The sequence below is a fragment of the Nocardia fodinahabitans genome (assembly GCF_052983615.1).
Map to the genome: position 1 here is coordinate 3,854,897 of NZ_JBRJJC010000001.1, position 17,863 is coordinate 3,872,759.

19 protein-coding genes and 1 tRNA gene are annotated in these 17,863 nt (G+C 68.8%); 10 read left to right on the plus strand and 10 right to left on the minus strand.

Translation table 11 applies throughout. The features are described from left to right. Nucleotides 1-100: 100 nt before the first annotated feature. A complete protein-coding gene (locus tag NV348_RS17890) occupies nt 101-769 on the plus strand; it encodes an arsenate reductase ArsC (protein ID WP_447147909.1) in 669 nt (222 codons plus the stop codon). On the opposite strand, the gene atzF is transcribed toward NV348_RS17890, so the two are convergent. Then, a complete protein-coding gene (atzF, locus tag NV348_RS17895) occupies nt 726-2,441 on the minus strand; it encodes an allophanate hydrolase (RefSeq protein ID WP_447147910.1) in 1,716 nt (571 codons plus the stop codon). The genes NV348_RS17890 and atzF overlap by 44 nt on opposite strands. Nucleotides 2,442-2,454: 13 nt before the next feature. After that, complete coding sequence (locus NV348_RS17900) at nt 2,455-3,159, minus strand: GntR family transcriptional regulator (RefSeq protein WP_447147911.1); 705 nt, start codon at nt 3,157-3,159, stop codon at nt 2,455-2,457. Between the two features lie 492 nt (nt 3,160-3,651). On the opposite strand from NV348_RS17900, the gene NV348_RS17905 reads away from it, so the two are divergent. Next, the gene (locus NV348_RS17905; RefSeq protein ID WP_447147912.1) at nt 3,652-3,927 is read left to right on the plus strand and encodes a hypothetical protein; all 276 of its coding nucleotides are present in this window, start codon (nt 3,652-3,654) and stop codon (nt 3,925-3,927) included. 96 nt (nt 3,928-4,023) lie between these two features. On the opposite strand, the gene NV348_RS17910 is transcribed toward NV348_RS17905, so the two are convergent. The 3 genes from NV348_RS17910 to NV348_RS17920 all read right to left on the minus strand — a co-directional run bounded on the left by NV348_RS17910 (nt 4,024) and on the right by NV348_RS17920 (nt 6,735). Beyond that, nucleotides 4,024-4,097, minus strand: a tRNA-Pro gene (locus NV348_RS17910). Between the two features lie 64 nt (nt 4,098-4,161). Continuing rightward, complete coding sequence (locus tag NV348_RS17915) at nt 4,162-5,733, minus strand: DUF8017 domain-containing protein (RefSeq protein WP_447147913.1); 1,572 nt, start codon at nt 5,731-5,733, stop codon at nt 4,162-4,164. A gap of 39 nt (nt 5,734-5,772) precedes the next feature. Further along, nucleotides 5,773-6,735 carry a metallophosphoesterase gene (locus NV348_RS17920; protein ID WP_447147914.1) on the minus strand — a complete coding sequence of 321 codons (963 nt, stop codon included), beginning with the start codon at nt 6,733-6,735 and terminating at the stop codon, nt 5,773-5,775. 121 nt (nt 6,736-6,856) lie between these two features. Here NV348_RS17920 and NV348_RS17925 point away from each other — a divergent pair, with 121 nt between their 5' ends. Then, nucleotides 6,857-7,321: a GatB/YqeY domain-containing protein gene (locus NV348_RS17925; protein ID WP_447147915.1), complete on the plus strand. Its 465-nt coding sequence runs from the start codon at nt 6,857-6,859 to the stop codon at nt 7,319-7,321. Between the two features lie 64 nt (nt 7,322-7,385). Here the strand turns inward: NV348_RS17925 and NV348_RS17930 are convergent, their stop codons facing one another. Next, a complete protein-coding gene (locus tag NV348_RS17930; protein WP_447147916.1) occupies nt 7,386-9,764 on the minus strand; it encodes a penicillin-binding protein in 2,379 nt (792 codons plus the stop codon). Nucleotides 9,765-10,136: 372 nt separating this feature from the next. Between NV348_RS17930 and NV348_RS17935 the strand changes: the two genes are divergently transcribed. After that, nucleotides 10,137-10,460: a WhiB family transcriptional regulator gene (locus NV348_RS17935; protein WP_019044565.1), complete on the plus strand. Its 324-nt coding sequence runs from the start codon at nt 10,137-10,139 to the stop codon at nt 10,458-10,460. Between the two features lie 135 nt (nt 10,461-10,595). Here the strand turns inward: NV348_RS17935 and bagB are convergent, their stop codons facing one another. Together bagB and bagA are read right to left on the minus strand one after the other, a co-directional pair. Beyond that, nucleotides 10,596-11,729, minus strand: a complete 1,134-nt coding sequence (bagB, locus tag NV348_RS17940; RefSeq protein WP_447147917.1) for an ATPase BagB — start codon at nt 11,727-11,729, stop codon at nt 10,596-10,598. Beyond that, on the minus strand, nt 11,726-12,763 hold the full coding sequence (gene bagA, locus NV348_RS17945; RefSeq protein WP_447147918.1) for an ATPase BagA: 1,038 nt from the start codon (nt 12,761-12,763) through the stop codon (nt 11,726-11,728). The genes bagB and bagA overlap by 4 nt, the downstream gene beginning before the upstream one ends. Nucleotides 12,764-12,822: 59 nt before the next feature. Between bagA and sp36 the strand changes: the two genes are divergently transcribed. From sp36 to NV348_RS17960, 3 genes are read left to right on the plus strand one after another with little or no spacing between them, the layout of a single operon-like run. Then, on the plus strand, nt 12,823-12,984 hold the full coding sequence (gene sp36, locus NV348_RS17950) for a Sp36 family protein (protein ID WP_019044568.1): 162 nt from the start codon (nt 12,823-12,825) through the stop codon (nt 12,982-12,984). A gap of 2 nt (nt 12,985-12,986) precedes the next feature. Beyond that, nucleotides 12,987-13,448 carry a RidA family protein gene (locus NV348_RS17955; RefSeq protein ID WP_447147919.1) on the plus strand — a complete coding sequence of 154 codons (462 nt, stop codon included), beginning with the start codon at nt 12,987-12,989 and terminating at the stop codon, nt 13,446-13,448. 9 nt (nt 13,449-13,457) lie between these two features. After that, nucleotides 13,458-14,255, plus strand: coding sequence for an MBL fold metallo-hydrolase (locus NV348_RS17960; RefSeq protein WP_447147920.1), 798 nt, complete (start codon nt 13,458-13,460; stop codon nt 14,253-14,255). Between the two features lie 173 nt (nt 14,256-14,428). Here NV348_RS17960 and NV348_RS17965 read toward each other — a convergent pair whose 3' ends face one another. After that, nucleotides 14,429-15,103 (minus strand): Crp/Fnr family transcriptional regulator, encoded by a 675-nt coding sequence (locus tag NV348_RS17965; RefSeq protein ID WP_447147921.1) that lies wholly within the window; start codon nt 15,101-15,103, stop codon nt 14,429-14,431. Nucleotides 15,104-15,270: 167 nt separating this feature from the next. Further along, on the minus strand, nt 15,271-15,498 hold the full coding sequence (locus NV348_RS17970; protein WP_218716986.1) for a hypothetical protein: 228 nt from the start codon (nt 15,496-15,498) through the stop codon (nt 15,271-15,273). A gap of 170 nt (nt 15,499-15,668) precedes the next feature. Between NV348_RS17970 and nth the strand changes: the two genes are divergently transcribed. Genes nth through NV348_RS17985 form a run of 3 tightly spaced genes read left to right on the plus strand, consistent with a single transcriptional unit; the run spans nt 15,669 to nt 17,826 of the window. Continuing rightward, nucleotides 15,669-16,427, plus strand: a complete 759-nt coding sequence (nth, locus tag NV348_RS17975) for an endonuclease III (RefSeq protein WP_447151076.1) — start codon at nt 15,669-15,671, stop codon at nt 16,425-16,427. Next, the gene (locus NV348_RS17980) at nt 16,424-17,083 is read left to right on the plus strand and encodes a TlpA family protein disulfide reductase (protein ID WP_447147922.1); all 660 of its coding nucleotides are present in this window, start codon (nt 16,424-16,426) and stop codon (nt 17,081-17,083) included. Before nth ends, NV348_RS17980 begins: the two co-directional genes overlap by 4 nt. Nucleotides 17,084-17,097: 14 nt before the next feature. After that, the gene (locus NV348_RS17985) at nt 17,098-17,826 is read left to right on the plus strand and encodes an NUDIX hydrolase (RefSeq protein WP_447147923.1); all 729 of its coding nucleotides are present in this window, start codon (nt 17,098-17,100) and stop codon (nt 17,824-17,826) included. Nucleotides 17,827-17,863: the final 37 nt, after the last annotated feature.

The following is a 17,863-nucleotide window of genomic DNA, read 5'->3' on the forward strand; positions in this document are numbered from 1 at the left end:
TTCCGAAGGTGTCGCGGGGTACGCCGACCGGGCCGGTCTGATCGAGGGGTGACCGGCCCGGTCGTTTGCGTTCGACGGCATTCGCCGTCAGGGTTGAAAGGTGGTCGAAATCGCCGAGCACCGAGACGCGCTGGATCGTGCCGAGGTACGGCTGCGCGAAGAATTCGCGACGCTGTTCGAGCCGGAGACGATCCATCGTTTCCTGTATTCCTCCTACGACGACTTCGCCGCCAGGGCGACGGTGACTCTGTATCTCCCGCTGCTGGCGGAACGTTTCGGCAGGCAGCGGTTGGCGGCCCTGGCCAAGGTCGAAGGCAAGGTCGCGACGCCGCGCCCGACGGTGCTGTTCCTGTGTACGCACAACGCGGGCCGGTCGCAGATGGCACTCGGCTTCTTCGAGGAGCTGGCGCGGCATCGCGCCGTCGCCTGGTCGGGCGGGTCGGTGCCGGGTGGGCAGCTCAACCCGGCCGCGGTGGCGGCGATGGCGGAGGTCGACATCGACATTTCGCGTGAGTATCCGAAGCCGTGGACCGACGAGATCATCCGGGCCGCGGACGTGATCGTCACGATGGGCTGCGGCGACACCTGTCCGCTGGTGCCCGGCGTGCGCTACGAGGAATGGATCATCGACGACCCGGCCGGCCTGGAACTGGAGCTGGTGCGGCCCATCCGCGACGACATCGGCCGCCGCGTGACGGGCCTGCTCACCGAGCTGGGGATCGCGGTCAGCGAGCCCGCAGATACGCCACCCAGCCCCCGTAGCCGGTGATGTCGGTGGCGGCGACGGCGGCGTCGTAGCTGCACGCGAAGCCGACCACCGAGCGGCCGTCGGACAGCTCGATGCTGGTCAGCGCCATCGGCGGCGGCAGTTCGGCCAGGAAGCGGCCGAGGCCGCCGGGGGAGACCAGGAACAGCTCGCCCAGGATCGGCGCGCCGAGGCCGTCGCCGTGGCGGACCAGGCCGGGCTTGGGTGGGGTCGTGCCGAGCACGGTGAGGCGATAGGCGTCGCTGGTGGTGATCTCGCCGGCGAACCGGGCGCCGAGCTGCGCGAGCTGCCAGTGCAGCGGCTGGCCGCGCAGGTGCGCGCCGAAAACCGCCAGTGGCACACCGGTTCCCACCAGGAGCGGGGACGGGCTGCCGGTGAGGCGGGCGGCCAGGTCGACGGCGAGCTGGTCGGCGAAGGCGGGGACGACCACCATCACGCCGAACGGCAAGCCGTCGGCGGTGGGCGCGCCCGGGACCGCGACGGCGGCGAGGTCGAGCAGATTGCAGAAGTTGGTGTAGGTGCCGAGCCTGCGGTTGATGGCCACGGGATCGGCCGCCACCTCGGCGATCGACGGATGCTCGGTGGTGGTCGGCAGCAGCAGGCCGTCGTAGCCCCGCAGCAGGGCGGTGGCGGTGGCGCGGGCCCCGGCGAGGGTGTCGAGATCGGTGGCGAAGGTGTGCGCGTCGAGTTCCTTCGCCGCGCCGATGATTCCGGCCACGGTGGGGTCGAGGCCGGGCGCACCCTTGTCGACGAACTCGCCGACGGCCGCGTACCGTTCGGCGACGATCGCGCCGTCGTAGAGCAGCCGGGCCGCGTCGAGCAGTGGCGAGATGTCGATCTCGTGCACCGCCACACCCTGATCACGCAGGGTGGCAACGGTTTCGGTGAAGGCCAGCCGGTAGGCGGTGCTCAGTGGCGCCAGGTCGTCGGGGCGGGGGATCGCCACCTTCGGCTGGGGCGACGCGGCCAGGCGCACGTCGGCAGGCCAGGCGCGGCTGCGCGGATCGCGGGCATCCGGGCCCGCCATGGTCTTGGCGGCGGTGACGGCCAGGTCCAGATCGGCGGCGAAGACGGTGACCGCGTCGTAGTCGGCGCAGGCGGGAACGACGCCGTGCGCGGGGATCACGCCGAGGCTGGCCTTGATGCCGACGATGCCGTGCAGCGCGGCGGGCACTCGGCCAGATCCGGCGGTATCGGTGCCGACCGCCAGGTCGGCGATGCCGAGGGCGACCGCGGCCGCCGAACCGGAACTCGAACCGCCGGAGATCAATTCGGGGTGCCGGGCATGGCGGACCGCGCCGTACGGGCTACGGGTACCGACCAGGCCGGTGGCGAACTGGTCGAGGTTCGTCTTGCCGAGCACCAGCGCGCCCGCCGCGACCAGGCGCGCCACCGCCGCGGCGGTTTCGCTTGCCGGATAGGCGAATTCGGGGCAGGCGGCGGTGGTCGGCAGGCCCGCGACGTCGACATTGTCTTTCACGGCGAGGAGCAGACCCGCCAGCGGCAGCTGCTCACCCGCGGCGAGCCGACGCTCCAGTTCCGCTGCCTCGGTGGCGAGTTCGCTCTCCGGGCGCAGCGTGATCCAGACTTCGGGACGATCCACCTCGGCGATCCGCGCGTAGGCCGCGGCGACCCTGGCGGTCGGTGTCGCGGTGTCGAGTAGTCCTGCTGGCATGGCGGGGGTCTCCTTAATCGCTCATGGACATGGCGGCGACGGCGCGCGAGATGCGCTCGAGCACGACATCGAGCGAGTCGCCGATGTGGGTGTGCAGGAGCCGCTGCGCCAGCTCGAGATCGCCGGCGAGGACGGCGTCGAGGATGCCGAGGTGCTCGCTGATCGTGGTCTCGATCCGATTGTTGATCATGAAGTCGTACATGCGCACATGGCGGATCCGGGAGTTCACCGCGATCAGCGCGCGCACCATCTCGGTATTGCCCGCCGCGGTCAGCAGGGCGACGTGGAATTCCTCGTCGACCACCACGAAACCCGGCTCCTGGGCAGGCGGGTCGGCCTGCAACGCCAGCCAGCGCTGCTGTTCGGCGCGCAGTAGCCGCTCGTCGTGGGTGAGCGCGGGGTCGGTGCGAACCCGGGTCATCCCGCCAAGCTCCAGTGTCAGCCGCAGTTCGTAGAGGTCGCGGATGCGGGCCACGCTCGGCCGGACCGGGCTGAACCCGAATTCCTCGCGTTCCAGCAGGCCGTCCGAGCACAGCATGGTCAGCGCCTCGCGCACCGGCGTGCGGGAGATGCCGAATCTGGTCGACAGCTTCGGCTCGGTGAGGCGCTCGCCGAAACGGATGTCGCCGTTCATCAGCTCGGCCCGCAACGTCGAGTACACGACGTCCCGCAGCGGCCTGCTCGCGCTGTCATCCGGTGCATCCACCCTTGTCGACATGGGTGTATACGCTATCGACCGGGAATTTCTATCAAGTGACAGAAAGTAAGCGGCAGGTTATCGGGTCCTCACACCGCCCCATCTCACGACGGCCGCGGCACTGTGGAGAGCACTTCTCAACCACCTTCGAACACGCAGGGAACCTCGGGTGACACAGTCCGCGCGCAGTCTTTTCTGCGAGCCCACCGTCGCGCTCCCACTCCGCTCACCCGGAAGGGCGTCCCATGACCACAACCGCCGCAATTCTGGCCCTCATTCTCGGCCTGTTCTCGGTCATCGCCGTCACCGTCTGGTGGCCCAACCCCCTCGACCGCGAAACACCCCCGACTTACGAAGAACCCCTGCTACGCGGTGCGTCCGTCCCTCGACCCACCCGCCGTGACCGCCACTGATCCGTCTGGTGATCCGGACAAGTCGGTGAGAGTTCCGCGGCAGCTGTAGCATTCCTCGGTTGCGACCGAAGCGGCGTTGCCGCGTGTACAGGGGGAAATGATGTTCGGCCTGAAGTTGCTGGGGAATTTCGTCCTCGGGGATCTGCTGATCTTTGTCGGCGTGGGATTTGTCCTGCTGGTTCTCGCGTCGGTCGCCTGGGACGCGGTCGGTGCCGTGGTCGATCGGGTGCGGGGTCGCGTCGATCGTGCCGAGCCGATCCACCGAGCTGCCGACCCCGACAGCCGTCGTAGCGCCGCGAGCCGGGAACGTCATGCTGCCCGCGCCGCCGCCCGTCGAGCCGCGATCCACGCGCGGCGCGCTGACGACGCCGACTGACTGTCGTCGGCCGAATGCCGGGAGAATGGTCCGGAAATACGAGGAGCCCCTGACCAGTGAACTGATCAGGGGCTCTTCTGTGTCTCAACCAACACGTCGGGGTGACAGGATTTGAACCTGCGACCTCTTCGTCCCGAACGAAGCGCGCTACCAAGCTGCGCCACACCCCGTGAGGCGAACCTGAAGTAGCTTACAACGAGGTGGCGGGGATTGTTAAACCGGCTGGTCAGGGGGCTAGTTGAGGGCGCGGACGGAGCTGAAGATGCGCTTGGCGGTGGCGGCGTCGATCGCGTCGGGGACGCCGGTGTCGGCGATCATGACCATGACGAAGCTGCCGTCCTTCGAGCCTTCGAACGCGTAGGTGTAGATGGAGAAGGTGGTCGCGCAGCCGGGCTTGGGGTTGGGGACGGTGCCGGTGGTCTCGGTGAACATGCCGTTGGTCTTGCCGTCGATCGACTTCAGCGGCTGGGCGGGGCCGGGGGTGCCGGTCGCGCCCGTGTAGGCCAGGGGCGCGGCCTTGGTGCCGAGCTCGGCACCGGCCGCGGCGTGGTCGGCCTGCTTGGAGCCGGTGAGCAGCGACATGGTGCGGGTGGAGCCCGGGCAGTAGTCGCGGCCGTCGGAGGCGTAGCCCTTGCCGATGACGGTGTCGCCCGGCGGTTCGCCGACGCCGCCGATGGTCGTCTCGGTGGCGACCTTCCAGCTCGGCGGGACGTCGTAGGCGGCGCCGCGGTCGGGCGAGGCGACCACCTGGTAGCCCGAGATGAGCGGCGTGCGGTTGCCCGCGGCGCCCGAGGGGGACGGCGTGGTGGAGCTGGCCTTCGGCCTGCTGGTCGACGGGGGCGCGCCGGTGGTGGTGAGGGCGCTGACCATCGACGGGGTGGTGTTGCCGCTCGCGGTGGTGGCCGGGTCGTCGTCGCGAGTCAGCGCGAACGCGGTGATGGCGCCGCCGGCCAGCAGCAGGGCGGCGACACCAGCCGCCACCCAGATCACAGCCTTGCTGCCGGACTTCTGGACGGGTTGCCCGTAGGGCGCCTGCCCGTAGGGCTGTCTGCCGAACTGCTCGAGCGGCGGAACCTCGCCGTACTGCTGCTGCGGCTGACCCCACGGCTGCGCTGGATTCGGCTGTCCCGCAGCGGCATTCCACTGCTGGTTCGGCGTCTGAGCGCCCCACTGCGGCTGTCCGGCGGGCGCGCCCCACGGCTGCCCCTGCTGACCGGCGGGCGGATTCGCGCCCGGCCACGCCGCGTTCGGAGTGCGCAACTGGGTCGCGTCGGCTCCGCCTGGCTGAGGTGAGCCGGGCTGTCCGGCGGGCGGATTCGCGCCGGGCCAGGGTGCGGGCTCGGCCGGGTTGCGTAGCTGAGTGACGTCGGCCTGGCCGGGCTGCCATGGCTGAGGCGAACCGGGTTGTCCAGCAGCGGGATTGCCGCCGGGCCAAGGGGCGGGTTCCGACGGGCTACGCAGCTGCGTCGCGTCGGCCTGGCCGGGCTGCCACGGTTGGGGCTGGCCGGCGGGCGGGTTGTCCCACTGCTGTGGGCCCGCCGGGGTCCACTGCGTCGGCTCGGGCAGGCCGGGGGGCGGGCCGGAGCCGTCCCAGCGCAGGGTGGGTGGGAGGCCGGTGCTGCCGGGCGTCCACACCGCGGTGGGATCGGGATGCTGCTGTCCCGCAGCGGGATCCGCCGGCGCGGGCGCGCCCGGCGGTGGGTTCACCGCACCGGGCCGCTGCCACTGCGCGTCGGATGGGTCGGGCGCACCGGAACCGCCGAATACGGTCGGGTCGTTGCGCCGGTCGTCGGATCCACTGCTCACTGTCATCCCCTACTGACAAACGTCGTTCGGGGCGCAACCCTAGCGGGCGACGGCCTCCGATGCCGAGATGCCGTGGCCGGTGTCGGCCGACGGCCGCTTCGGCGATGCGCCGACCAGCGTCAGCAGGGTGGCCTCCGGGCGGCAGCAGAATCGGTAGGGCGCCCACGGCGAGGTGCCGATGCCCGCCGAGACGTGCAGCTGGGTGTGCTCGCCCCACTGCGAGGCGCCCTTCACCCGGGACTTGTCGATGCCGCAGTTGGTCACCAGCGCGCCGTAACCGGGCACGACCAGCTGTCCACCGTGCGTGTGACCGGCCAGGACCAGGTCGTAGCCGTCCTCGGCGAAGCGGTCGAGCACCCGGGGCTCCGGCGAATGGGTGACGCCGATGCTCAGCTGCGCGAGCTGGTTGGGCGCGCCCGCGACGGTGTCGTAGCGATCGCGCTGCAGATGCGGATCGTCGACGCCGGCGCTCGCGATGCGGATGCCCGCCACCTCGAGGTCGCGACGGGTGTGGGTCAGGTCCAGCCAGCCGCGTTCGGTGAACGCCGCGCGCAGATCCTGCCAGGGCAGCGGGTCGCCGTAAACACGGCGATGATCCTTCTTGAAATACTTCAGCGGATTCTTCGGCACCGGCGCGAAATAGTCGTTCGAACCGAACACGAACAGACCGGGACGGGCCAGCAGCGCACCGAGTGATTGCACGACGGCGGGCACGGCCCTGGGGTGGGAAAGATTGTCACCGGTATTCACGACCAGGTCGGGTTCGAGCCGGTCGAGTTCGCGCAGCCACTGCTGTTTGAGCTGCTGGCCCGGCATCATGTGCAGGTCGCTGACGTGCAGAATCCGCAGCGTCGGCGAGCCGGGCGCGAGGACCGGCATGGTGGCTTCGCGCAGGACGAACGCGTTCCGTTCGATCAGCGTGGCGTAGCCGATACCGGCGACGGCGGCCCCGGCGGCTCCCAACGCGGTTCGGCGGACAGCGGACGTCGAGATAACGGGCATTTGCCCAGCATAGGCGACCCCCTCCCGGAACGGCGCGTGTGTTTCCGCACAAACGGTCGGAATTTCGGTTGCGATGAAAATGTGATGGGACTCCGCGAGGTGAACAGCTAGCGTGAGGCGCATGTCGGAACTGAAATCGCAACTGCGCGCGGATATGACCGCCGCGATGAAAGCCAAGGACACTCTGCGCCTGTCGACCCTGCGGATGCTGCTCGCCGCGATCCAGAACGCCGAGGTCTCGGGAGCGCAGGCGAAGGAACTCTCCGATGCCGAGATCGTCGCCGTGCTGCAGAAGGAAGCCAAGAAGCGCAACGAGTCGGCCGTGATCTACGAACAGAACGGGCGTGGCGAACTGGCCGCGAACGAGCGCGCCGAGGAAGAGGTCATCGAGCAGTACCTGCCGAGGCAGCTGACCGAGGCGGAGGTGGCCCAGGTCGCCGACACCGCGATCGCTCAGGTCGCCGAGGCGATCGGCGAACGGCCGGGGATGAAGCAGATGGGTCAGGTCATGAAGGTGGCCACCGCGCTCGCCGAGGGCAAGGCCGACGGTTCGCGGCTGTCCGCGGCGGTCAAAGCGCGGCTCTGACCCGCTGAGACCAACGAACAGGGCCGCCGTCCGGAGTGGACGGCGGCCCTGTTCGTCGGTCGTACTAGCGCGGCACCGGGATCGGGATCGGTGGCAGGCGCGGGATCTGCGGGAGACCCGGGATCACCGGCGCGGGCGCGGCGGGCGGTGGTGTGGTCGGCGCGGGCACGCGGACCGAGCCGTCACTGATGTAGATCGTGACGACCGAGCCGGGGATGGCCGAGCCGTTCGGCGAACTGCCCATCACGGTGCCCTTGGCCTGTGAGCCGGGACTGGTCACCGCCGACACCTGGAAGCCGGCGCCGGACAGGATCGAGGTGGCCTCGCCCTGCGACTTGCCCGCCACGTCCGGCACCTGGGAGTTGTTCGCGCCGCGGACATACTTGTCGTCCACCGGCGGCAGGGCGGGCGGGGGGAATCGGTCCATGACCGGCTTGATGGCGTTGAACCAGGTGCGCGCCGGTTCGTTACCGCCGAACAGGCCCGCGGCATTGCTGGCGCCACAGTTGCGCAGGGGGAACGAGCAGATCTCGCCGGGGGTCGGGCTGTCGCCGTAGACGTAGACCGACGAGGCCAGCGAGTTGGTGAAGCCGAGGAACGCCGAGGAACGGTGGCTCTCGGTGGTGCCCGTCTTGCCCGACATCGGCGCCGCCCAGCCCGCGGCCCGCGCCGCGCCCGCGGCGGTGCCGCTGACGTCGTCCTTGCTCATCGCGTTGGCGAGGGTGTTGGCCAGACCGGGGTCGACGACCTGCTCGCACGCCTGCTGGGTGAGCGGTACGGGCTTGCCGGTGCGGTCGGTGACCTCCTTGATCGGCGAGGGCGGGCACCACTTGCCGGCCGAGCCGATCGTGGCGGCGACATTCGACAGTTCGAGCGGATTGATCGCGAACGGGCCGAGCGTGAACGAGCCCATGTTGTTGTTCTTGATGTGGTCGGCCAGGCTCGTGTTGCCGTGGCCGGAGGTCCCCGGATCGGTGTAGGACCGCATGCCGAGGCGGACGGCCATGTCCACCGCGGACGCGACGCCGACGTCCTGGATCATCTTCACGAACGCGGTGTTGGGCGAGGTCGCGAGCGCGTCGGTCAACGACATCGACCCCGGGTAGTTGCCCGCGTTCTTGACGCACCAGGAGTCCGCCGGGCAGCCCGGCGAGTTCGAGTAACCCATGCCCTTGGCGGCGTAGGTGCCCGGCACGTCCACCTGGGCGGCGATGCCGAGGCCCTTCTCCATCGCGGCGGCGGTGGTGAACAGCTTGAAGATCGAGCTGGCGCCGTCACCGGCCATCGAGTACGGCTGGCCGAGCAGCGTCTCGTTGGCGTCGCGGTCGAGGCCGTAGGTGCGGCTCGACGCCATCGCGAGGACGGGGTGCGCGTCCTGGCCGGGCGCGATCACCGACATGACCTCGGCGATGTTGTCGAGGTTGGGGTCGGCCTGCTCGTTCACCGACCGCTTCACCGATTCCTGCAGGACCGGGTCGAGGGTGGTCTTGATCAGGTAGCCGCCCTTGTCGATCTGCTCGCGGCTGATGCCCGACTCGGCCAGGTACTGCAGCGCGTAGTCACAGAAGAAGCCCTTGTCATTGGCGGCGATGCAGCCACGCGGCAGGCCCTTCGGCTCCGGCAGCACGCCGAGCGGTTCGGACTTGGCCTTGCGGAATTCCTCCGCGCGGTGGGGGATGTTCTGGATCAGCGTGTCGAGCACCGTGTTGCGTCGATCGGTGACGCCCTGGACGTTGGTGTACGGGTTCAGCTTGGAGCTGGACTGCACCATGCCGGCGAGCATCGCCGACTGGGTGACGTTCAGGTCGGCGGCATCGACGCCGAAGTAGGTCTGGGCGGCGTCCTGGATGCCGTAGGAGCCGTTGCCGAAGGGCACCAGGTTCAGGTAGCGGGTGAGGATCTCGTCCTTGCTCAGCTCGCGGTCGAGCGTGAGCGCCATCCGGATCTCGCGCAGCTTGCGCGCCGGGGTGGTCTCGATCGCGGCCCGGCGTTCGGCGTCGGTCTTCGCGACGACGAGCAGGTTGAAGTTCTTCACGTACTGCTGGTCGAGCGTCGAGGCGCCCTGCTGGACTTCGCCGGAGGAGGTGTTGGTGAGGAACGCGCGCAGCGTGCCCTGCCAGTCGACGCCCTTGTGGTCGGCGAAGCGCTTGTCCTCGATGGACACGATCGCCAGCTTCATGTTGTTGGAGATGCGATCGCTCGGCACCTCGAAGCGCCGCTGCTCGTAGAGCCAGGCGATGGGCGCGCCGTTCGCGTCGACCATGGTCGAGACGGCCGGGACCGTGCCTTCCACCAGTTCGGCTGAGACGTTGTCGACGGCATCGGCGGCTCGGTTGGAGATGAACCCGAATCCACCGGCCAAGGGGAACAACAGCCCGGCGACTAGCACGGAGGCCAGCGCGCAGCTGCCGGCCAGCCTCGCGAGCGTTTGAGTGATCGGCACGAGCCCAGCCTAAAGGGTGGGGTGGCGGTGTTCACGGCTGTGCTGCTCGACGGGTGATGTCCGGTCGGTGCCAGGGGGGTTGCTCGGGCGTGTCAACAAAATGATCACATCGGCGTGTCGCGTCCGGCCACGCCGGTGAACAGCAGGACTGCGCCGTCGATCCCCGATTTGAATGGACGCCCGTACCAAAAAATCGGGGGCTGGTCTTGCGTAACCGCCATACCTTTACCTAGATTGAGAACCCAGTGTGATAGAGCTAACACTCAAAGTGGAATGTGGTGCGGACCGCAGCGGTAGTTGGGTTGCTGTGATCCGCGCTCGCGATTCTGGAGCGCCGCACAACGGTGTTCGGACTGCAAAGGGGCACATCAAATGCACATCACAACCCCCATCGCTCGACTGGATGTAGAGCAGGCCGAGGCAAGGATCGCTTGGGTTGCCCAGGCGCGATGCAAGGAAGTGGACCCTGATCAGCTGTTCGTTCGTGGTGCGGCGCAGCGCAAGGCGGCAACGATCTGCCGTCATTGCCCGGTGTTGATGCAGTGTGGCGCCGATGCGCTGGACAACCGGGTGGAGTTCGGAGTGTGGGGCGGGATGACCGAGCGGCAGCGGCGCGCGCTGCTCAAGCAGCATCCCGATGTGACGTCGTGGGCCGACTTCTTCCAGGCCCAGCGCCAGCATCAGGTGGCGATCTAGCAGGCGAGACCGCAGCGTTATCACAAACGGCGCCGAGACCGCTGAGTTTGCGGAATCGGCGCCGTTGGCGGGTGTTACGAGATTGTGAGCTATAGCCGATATGTCTGAATCGAGCTCTGGATTCGGGCAGACGGCTCAGACCGCGGCGGGTTTGCCCGCCAACTGGTCACCGACCGCACGCAAAGCCTCCAGGTCGGAGACCTCGAACGGCAGCGCGGTGACCGAAACGATCGGGACCCGCGGATGGGCGCCGGTGAAGCGATGCAGCAACCGCTGTTCCCGCTTCGCCGTCGCCACCCGCTCGGCGTGGATGCGCAGCACGGCCGCGGCGAGCGGGTCCGTCTCTGCCAGCTGATCGGCGGCGGTCAGCGCGTGATCGGCGGACAGCCCCGACAGCGCGGGATGCGTCCGGTTGAGCACGAGGCCGGCCAGCGGCATCTGCTCGGTGGACAGCCGGTCTACGAAGAACGACGCCTCGCGCAGCGCGTCGGGTTCGGGCGCGGCGACCACGAGGAAGTGTGTGCCCGGCTTGGACAGCATCGCGAAAGTGCGTTCGGCCCGATCCTGGAAACCGCCGAACAGCGATTCCAGCGACTGCAGGAACGTCGAGGCGTCCTTGAGCATCTGACCGCCGACGATCGTCGACACACCGCGCATCGCCAGGCTCATCGCCCCGGTGACGAACCGGCCGACGCCGCGACCCGGCGCCATGATCAGCCGGATCATCTTGCCGTTGAGGAAATTGCCGAGCCGCTTGGGCGCGTCCAGGAAGTCCAGCGCGTTGCGCGAGGGCGGAGTGTCGACCACGATCAGGTCCCACTCCTTGTGCCCGGCCAGCTGGCCGAGCTTCTCCATCGCCATGTACTCCTGCGTGCCGCCGAAGGACGACGCCACCGTCTGATAGATCGGGTTGGCGAAGATCTGCTCGGCCTTCTCGGCGCTGGTGTGCTCGAGCACCATGTCGTCGAAGGTGCGGCGCATGTTCAGCATCATCGCGTGCAGCTCGCCGGGCACCTCGGGGCTCAGTTCGACGCGCTGCGGGGTGTTGTCCAGCTCGGCCACCCCCAGCGACTGGGCGAGCCTGCGCGCCGGATCGATGGTGAGCACCACGACCTTGCGGCCCGCCTCGGCGGCCCGCAGCGCGATCGAGGCCGCCGTCGTGGTCTTGCCGACGCCGCCGGAACCGCAGCAGACGATCACGCGGGCCGTCGGATCGGCGATGATCCGGGAGATATCCAGCGGGGGCGTCGGGGTCACTTGCTCGCTCATCGCACTCCCTGCGCGGATAGCTGTTCTGCCAGTTCGTAGAGTCCGCCCAGGTCCATGCCTTCGCTGAGGGCGGGCAGGTGCAGCTGGTGCACGTCGACGCGCGCCAGTTCGGCGGCGCTCTCGTCCTGCGCGGTCAGCATGATGGCGTGGTCGACGGTCTCGGTGAGCAAACCGGCGAAATCCTCCTCGGGCAGGGTGATTCCGGCCTTCGCCAGACTGGCGGCGATATCGGTGCTGTCGAGTCCACCACGCACGGCCAGCTCGCGATCGACGGTGTTGAGCCGGGATTCGACCGCCCGGTTGACGATCACCGTGCCGATCCGCAGATCGTTGGCCGCCAGCTCGGCGACCGCGTCGGCGGTCTCCTGCACCGGCAGCGCCTCGAGCAGGGTGACCAGGTGGATCATCGTCTGGTCCGAGTGCAGCAGCTTGGACACGCCCTCGGCCTGCGAGGCGATCGGGCCGCCCTTGGCGATCTCGGCCATGGCCTGGGTGACGTCGAGGAAGCTCGAGATCCGGCCGGTCGGCGGCGCGTCGACGACGATGTCGTCGTAGGCGGGCTTGCCGTTCTTGTCGGCGCGCACCGCGCATTCCTTGATCTTGCCGGTGAGGATCACGTCGCGCAGACCGGGCGCGATGGTGGTGACGAACTCGATCGCGCCCATCCGGCGCATCGCCCGGCCTGCGAAGCCGAGGTTGTAGAACATGTCGAGGTATTCCAGGAACGCGTGCTCGATGTCGAGGGCGAGCGCGAACACCTCGCCGCCGCCGTCGGCACTGGCGATCTGGGTCTCGGTGGGTGGCAGCGGCGGCCGGTCGAACAACTGCGCGATGGACTGACGGCTCTCCACCTCGACCAACAGCACTTTGCGTCCTCCCGCGGCCAGGGCGAGCGCGAGTGCGGCCGAAACGGTCGACTTGCCGGTGCCTCCCTTGCCGGTGACGTAGTGCAAGCGGGCGGTGGCCGCGCGCTGTGGCCATCCGGTCGACGGTTCGGGAACCGACGAAACCGGCTCTGCTGTTGGTGCTCCCACGTGGCCGAGCCTATAACCCGTTTCTCGGCCGTGGTCGGGGTGCGCCCTAAACTCACACCATGAGTGAAGTCACCCTGTGGGAGTACGCGACCGTGCCGCTGTTGACGCACGCGACCAAGCAGATCCTCGATCAGTGGGGCGCCGACGGCTGGGAGCTGGTCACGGTGCTGCCCGGTCCGACCGGCGAGCAGCACGTCGCCTACCTGAAGCGGCAGAAGTAGCCGTGGCCACCGCGTGGAAGGACGCGCTCGATCGGCTCGGGGTCACCCTGCCGCCGGTCGCCGCCCCCGTCGCGGCCTACATCCCGGCCGTGCGCACCGGTTCGCTGGTGTACACCTCCGGCCAGCTGCCCTTCGTCGACGGTGAGCTGTCGTCGGTCGGCAAGGTCGGCGCGGACGTCGATGTGGAGCAGGCGAAGGAGGCCGCGCGGCTGTGCGCGCTGAACGCGCTGGCCGCCGTGCACGATCTGGTCGGGCTCGACCAGGTGGTGCGGATCGTGAAGGTCGTCGGGTTCGTCAATTCCGCACCGGGATTCACCGATCAGCCGATCGTGATCAACGGCGCGTCGGAGTTCCTCGGCGAGGTGTTCGGGGAGGCGGGCGTGCACGCGCGCTCCGCGGTGGGTGTCTCGGAACTGCCGAAGAACACTCCCGTCGAGGTGGAATTGATCGTCGAGGTCGGATAGGCAGCCGTCATGGCACTGGAACATCCCGCGTACGGCCAGGTCAGAGCGGTCACGCCGACGGCATCGGTGCTGCTGGCGGACAATCCGTCGCAGATGACGCTCGAGGGCACCAATACCTGGCTGCTGCGCGGCCCCGGCAGCGACGACTATGTGGTCGTCGATCCGGGACCGAAGGACAAGAAGCACGTCGCCGCGATCGTCGCGGCCACCGGTGGCCGGGTAGCACTGACCCTGATCACCCATCACCACCACGACCACACCGGCGGCATCGATCACCTGGTGAAAGCCACCGGGACGCCGGTGCGGTCGGTGCAGCCCGAGCACCTGCGCGGCGAGGTGGCCCCGCTCGTCGACGGCGAGCTGATCGAGGTGGCCGGGGTACGGATCACCGTGCTCGCCACCCCGGGCCACACCGACGACTCGGTGAGCTTCGTGCTCGACGACGCGATCGTCACCGGTGACACGGTGCTCGGCCAAGGCACCACGGTGCTCGCCTCGTCCTCGGGTGCGCTGGCCGATTTCCTGCGGTCGCTGGAATCGCTGCTGCACCACGGCGCGAGCAAGGCACTGCTGCCCGCGCACGGTCCCGATCATCCCGACGCCGCTCCGGTGGTGCAGTACTACCTGAACCACCGGCGCGAACGGCTCGAGCAGATCCGGGCGGCCCTGGTCGAATTGGGCCAGGACGCGGGTGCTTTCGAGGTCGTCCGCAAGGTGTACGCCGATGTGGACAAACGACTGTGGCCCGCCGCGCGCAGCTCGGTGAAGGCACAGCTGGACTATCTCCGGGCCGAACGCGGGGCCTGAGCTCGGCCCGGGAGCCGGCGTGCGGGTGATCCGCACGTCGGCTTTCGGCGTGCGCGACGCACCCGGCTGAAACGACGACGGCACGCCGGAACCACAGTGGTGCGGCCGAGGCCCTCTTCCTGCGGAGCCGCACCGGTGGTCCCGGCGTGCCGAGACGTCGACGAACTACTCGATCAGCGAGCGCGACGTGCGAGCCGCTCGGAATCCGAGATCAGCACGCTCTTGCCCTCGAGTCGCAGCCAGCCGCGATGCGCGAAGTCGGCCAGCGCCTTGTTCACGGTTTCCCGGGAGGCACCGACCAGCTGGGCGATCTCTTCCTGGGTCAGGTCGTGGGTCACGCGCAGCGCGCCCGCTTCCTGGGTGCCGAAGCGCTGAGCGAGCTGCAGCAACGCCTTGGCGACGCGACCTGGCACGTCGGTGAAGATCAGGTCGGCGAGATTGTTGTTGGTGCGGCGAAGACGTCGGGCCAGCACGCGCAGCAGCTGCTCGGCGATCTCGGGGCGCTGATCGATCCACGCCTTGAGCGCGTCACGGTCCATCGTCACCGCGCGGACCTCGGTGACCGTGGCGGCGGTCGAGGTACGCGGGCCCGGGTCGAAGATCGACAGTTCACCGAACATGTCGGACGGACCCATGATGGTCAGCAGGTTTTCCCGGCCGTCGGGGGACCGACGACCGATCTTCACCTTGCCCGAGGTGATGATGTACAGCCGATCGCCGGGTTCGCCCTCGTTGAAGATGACGTGGCCGCGCGGAAAATCTACGGGCTGCAGCTGCTTGGCGAGCGCGGCCACCGCGGTGGGCTCGACGCCTTGGAAGATGCCTGCTCTGGCGAGGGCCTCGTCCACGAATGTGCTCCTTATGGGATATGGCTTGCGAACCTGGTCGAGCGAATCGACCAACAGCGCAGTCTACGCGGCCTCACGGCAGCACAGTGACAGACACCACGTAAAGAGTGGATTGCGCACTGTGCGCGGAGTGTGAACGGGCGGTTGTGCCCGCGGCGGAACGATGATCAGCTGGCCCGAGCGACGTCCATTTCGGCGGTCCGTGAGCGGCGCTTGCGCATCCGCGCGACCGCGGCCGGGAGGCCGAGTTTCGTCAGCTCTTTCACTTCGGCGTTGCTGGCGTTGTCCAGGTACTGCTGAACCTCTTCGTCGGGTTCGAGAAGCTTTCGGAGCCGATTCTCGACCCGCTCCATCCCCAGCGCGAACAGCATCAACAGCACTGGGAAGAGCACCACAGCGAGTCCTTGCATGACAGGCAGTAAACACGGTCCAGGTCTCAGATGGAACACAGGCGGCAAACTGACCGCCCAATGTTGTCGTAGCGGTTACGTATGGTGGACAGGTGCCCGTTTCCCCCTCCACCGCGGCCGCCGACGACGTCGCAACGGCCGCGGCGCCCACCGGTATCTCCGCGGCGCGCAAGCGCAAGAACCGTGCGATAGCTGCGGAAACACGGATCGGACTGGTCCGCCGGGCACGTCGGATGAACCGCACGCTTGGCGCGGCCTTCCCGGACGCGCACTGCGAGCTGGATTTCACCACGCCGCTGGAGCTGGCCGTCGCGACGATCCTGTCGGCCCAGTGCACCGACGTCCGCGTGAACCTCACCACTCCCGCGCTGTTCGCGAAGTACCGCAGCGCGCGCGACTACGCCGAGGCCAACCGGGCCGAGCTGGAGGAATACATCCGGCCGACGGGGTTCTACCGGAACAAGACCAGTTCACTCATCGGGCTGGGGCAGGCGCTCGTCACCGAATTCGACGGTGAATTGCCTCACAGCCTGCCGGAATTGGTGAAGCTGCCCGGCATCGGCCGCAAGACCGCGAACGTCATCCTCGGCAACGCCTTCGATGTGCCGGGAATCACGGTCGACACCCATTTCGGCAGGTTGGTGCGCCGCTGGAAGTGGACCGAGGACGAGGATCCGGTCAAGGTCGAACACGCGGTCGGCGAGCTGATCGAGCGCAAGGACTGGACGATGCTCTCGCATCGGGTGATCTTCCACGGTCGCCGGGTGTGTCATGCGCGCAAGCCGGCCTGCGGCGCCTGTGTGCTCGCCAATGACTGCCCGTCGTTCGGGATCGGGCCGACCGATCCGGTGGCGGCGGCCGATCTGGTCAAGGGTCCTGAGCGCGAACACCTGCTCGATATGGTCGGCCTGTGAGTGATCCCGCCGAACCGTCGCCGGTGCGGCGGCCCGCGGTCCGCTGGGCGCTGGCCGCGCTGATCCTGGTCGTCGCCGCGACGGTGGCGCTGTGGCCGCGCGGTGGTTCCGAGGATTCCGGCACGCCGGCACCGCAGGCGAAGCAGCCCGCGACGGCGTCGGCCGAGCAGCGGGCCGCGGCGGGCCTGGCCCCGTGTCCGGCCCCGGCTCAGGCGACCGGATCGGGTCCGCTGGCCGGGATCACCCTGCACTGCCTCGCCGACGGCGCGCCCGTCGACCTCGCCGCCGCGCTCGGTGGCAAGCCCGCGCTGCTCAATCTCTGGGCCTACTGGTGCGGTCCGTGCGCCGTCGAGCTGCCCCACCTGCAGGAATTCGCGCAGCGCGCCGGCTCGCAGCTCACCGTGCTGACCGTGCACAGCGACCCCGACGAGGTGAAGGCGCTGTCCCGGCTCGACGGTCTGGGCATCACGCTGCCCGGTGTCGAGGACCCGCAGGCGAGCGTGCGCACCGCCGTCGGTGCCCCCGCGGTACTCCCGGTGTCGGTGCTCGTGCGCGCGGACGGCACGATTGCCAGTGTCGAGGTACGCACGTTCGCCGATGTCGCCGACATCGCCGACACGGTGGCCGAGGAACTCGGCGTTCGGATCGCGGTATGACGAAGGACGTTGTGATGAACGGTGTACTAAGGCTGGACGAGTCCGGCCTCCCGGCCTGGCTGACCGCCGCGATCCGGCATGGTGGCCCCGACACCGACGACACCCTCGCCATCTCCCGCGCGCTGCGCCGGGCCATGTCGATCACCGGCAAGCCGCGTCAGGCCGCGGTGCTCGTCCTCTTCGGTGGCTCGCCGGACGCCGACCCGGACGCACCGGGCGGACTGCCCGCCGACGCCGACGTGCTGCTCACCCAGCGCGCGTCGACCATGCGCCAGCACCGCGGCCAGGTCGCCTTCCCCGGTGGCGCCGAGGATCCCGGCGACGGCGGCCCGATCGGCACCGCGCTGCGCGAGGCCGCCGAGGAGACCGGTCTGGACCCGGCCGGCGTTCAGCCCTTCGCCATGCTGCCGAAATTATTCGTTCCACCGTCGAAATTCGACGTGACCCCGGTGCTCGGCTACTGGCGAGCACCGAGCGCGGTCGGCGTCGTCGATCAGGCGGAAACCGAGCGTGTCGTCCGTATTCCGCTGACCGAATTGCTCGATCCGGCACACAGATTCATGGTGCGTGGCAGTCTCGGCTACCAGAGTCCCGCCTTCCAGGTCGACGGCATGCTGGTCTGGGGACTCACCGGCGGTATTCTCGCCGGAATCATCAAAACGGCTGGGTGGGAACGAGACTGGGATCGGAGCGACGTGCGTGACTTGGAGAGCTCGTTGGCTGCGGTCGGAATGACCCTGTGAGCGAGCGTAGCGAGCGGCAAATCGGTGCAGCCGCCAT

Excerpts from the sequence above, each read along its gene's own strand:
- atzF (WP_447147910.1), bottom strand. The coding sequence starts at position 2,441 with ATGCCAGCAGGACTACTCGACACCGCGACACCGACCGCCAGGGTCGCC.
- NV348_RS17900 (WP_447147911.1), bottom strand. The coding sequence starts at position 3,159 with ATGTCGACAAGGGTGGATGCACCGGATGACAGCGCGAGCAGGCCGCTG.
- NV348_RS17905 (WP_447147912.1), top strand. The coding sequence starts at position 3,652 with ATGTTCGGCCTGAAGTTGCTGGGGAATTTCGTCCTCGGGGATCTGCTG.
- NV348_RS17920 (WP_447147914.1), bottom strand. The coding sequence starts at position 6,735 with ATGCCCGTTATCTCGACGTCCGCTGTCCGCCGAACCGCGTTGGGAGCC.
- NV348_RS17925 (WP_447147915.1), top strand. The coding sequence starts at position 6,857 with ATGTCGGAACTGAAATCGCAACTGCGCGCGGATATGACCGCCGCGATG.
- NV348_RS17935 (WP_019044565.1), top strand. The coding sequence starts at position 10,137 with ATGCACATCACAACCCCCATCGCTCGACTGGATGTAGAGCAGGCCGAG.
- bagB (WP_447147917.1), bottom strand. The coding sequence starts at position 11,729 with ATGAGCGAGCAAGTGACCCCGACGCCCCCGCTGGATATCTCCCGGATC.
- sp36 (WP_019044568.1), top strand. The coding sequence starts at position 12,823 with ATGAGTGAAGTCACCCTGTGGGAGTACGCGACCGTGCCGCTGTTGACG.
- NV348_RS17960 (WP_447147920.1), top strand. The coding sequence starts at position 13,458 with ATGGCACTGGAACATCCCGCGTACGGCCAGGTCAGAGCGGTCACGCCG.
- NV348_RS17985 (WP_447147923.1), top strand. The coding sequence starts at position 17,098 with ATGAACGGTGTACTAAGGCTGGACGAGTCCGGCCTCCCGGCCTGGCTG.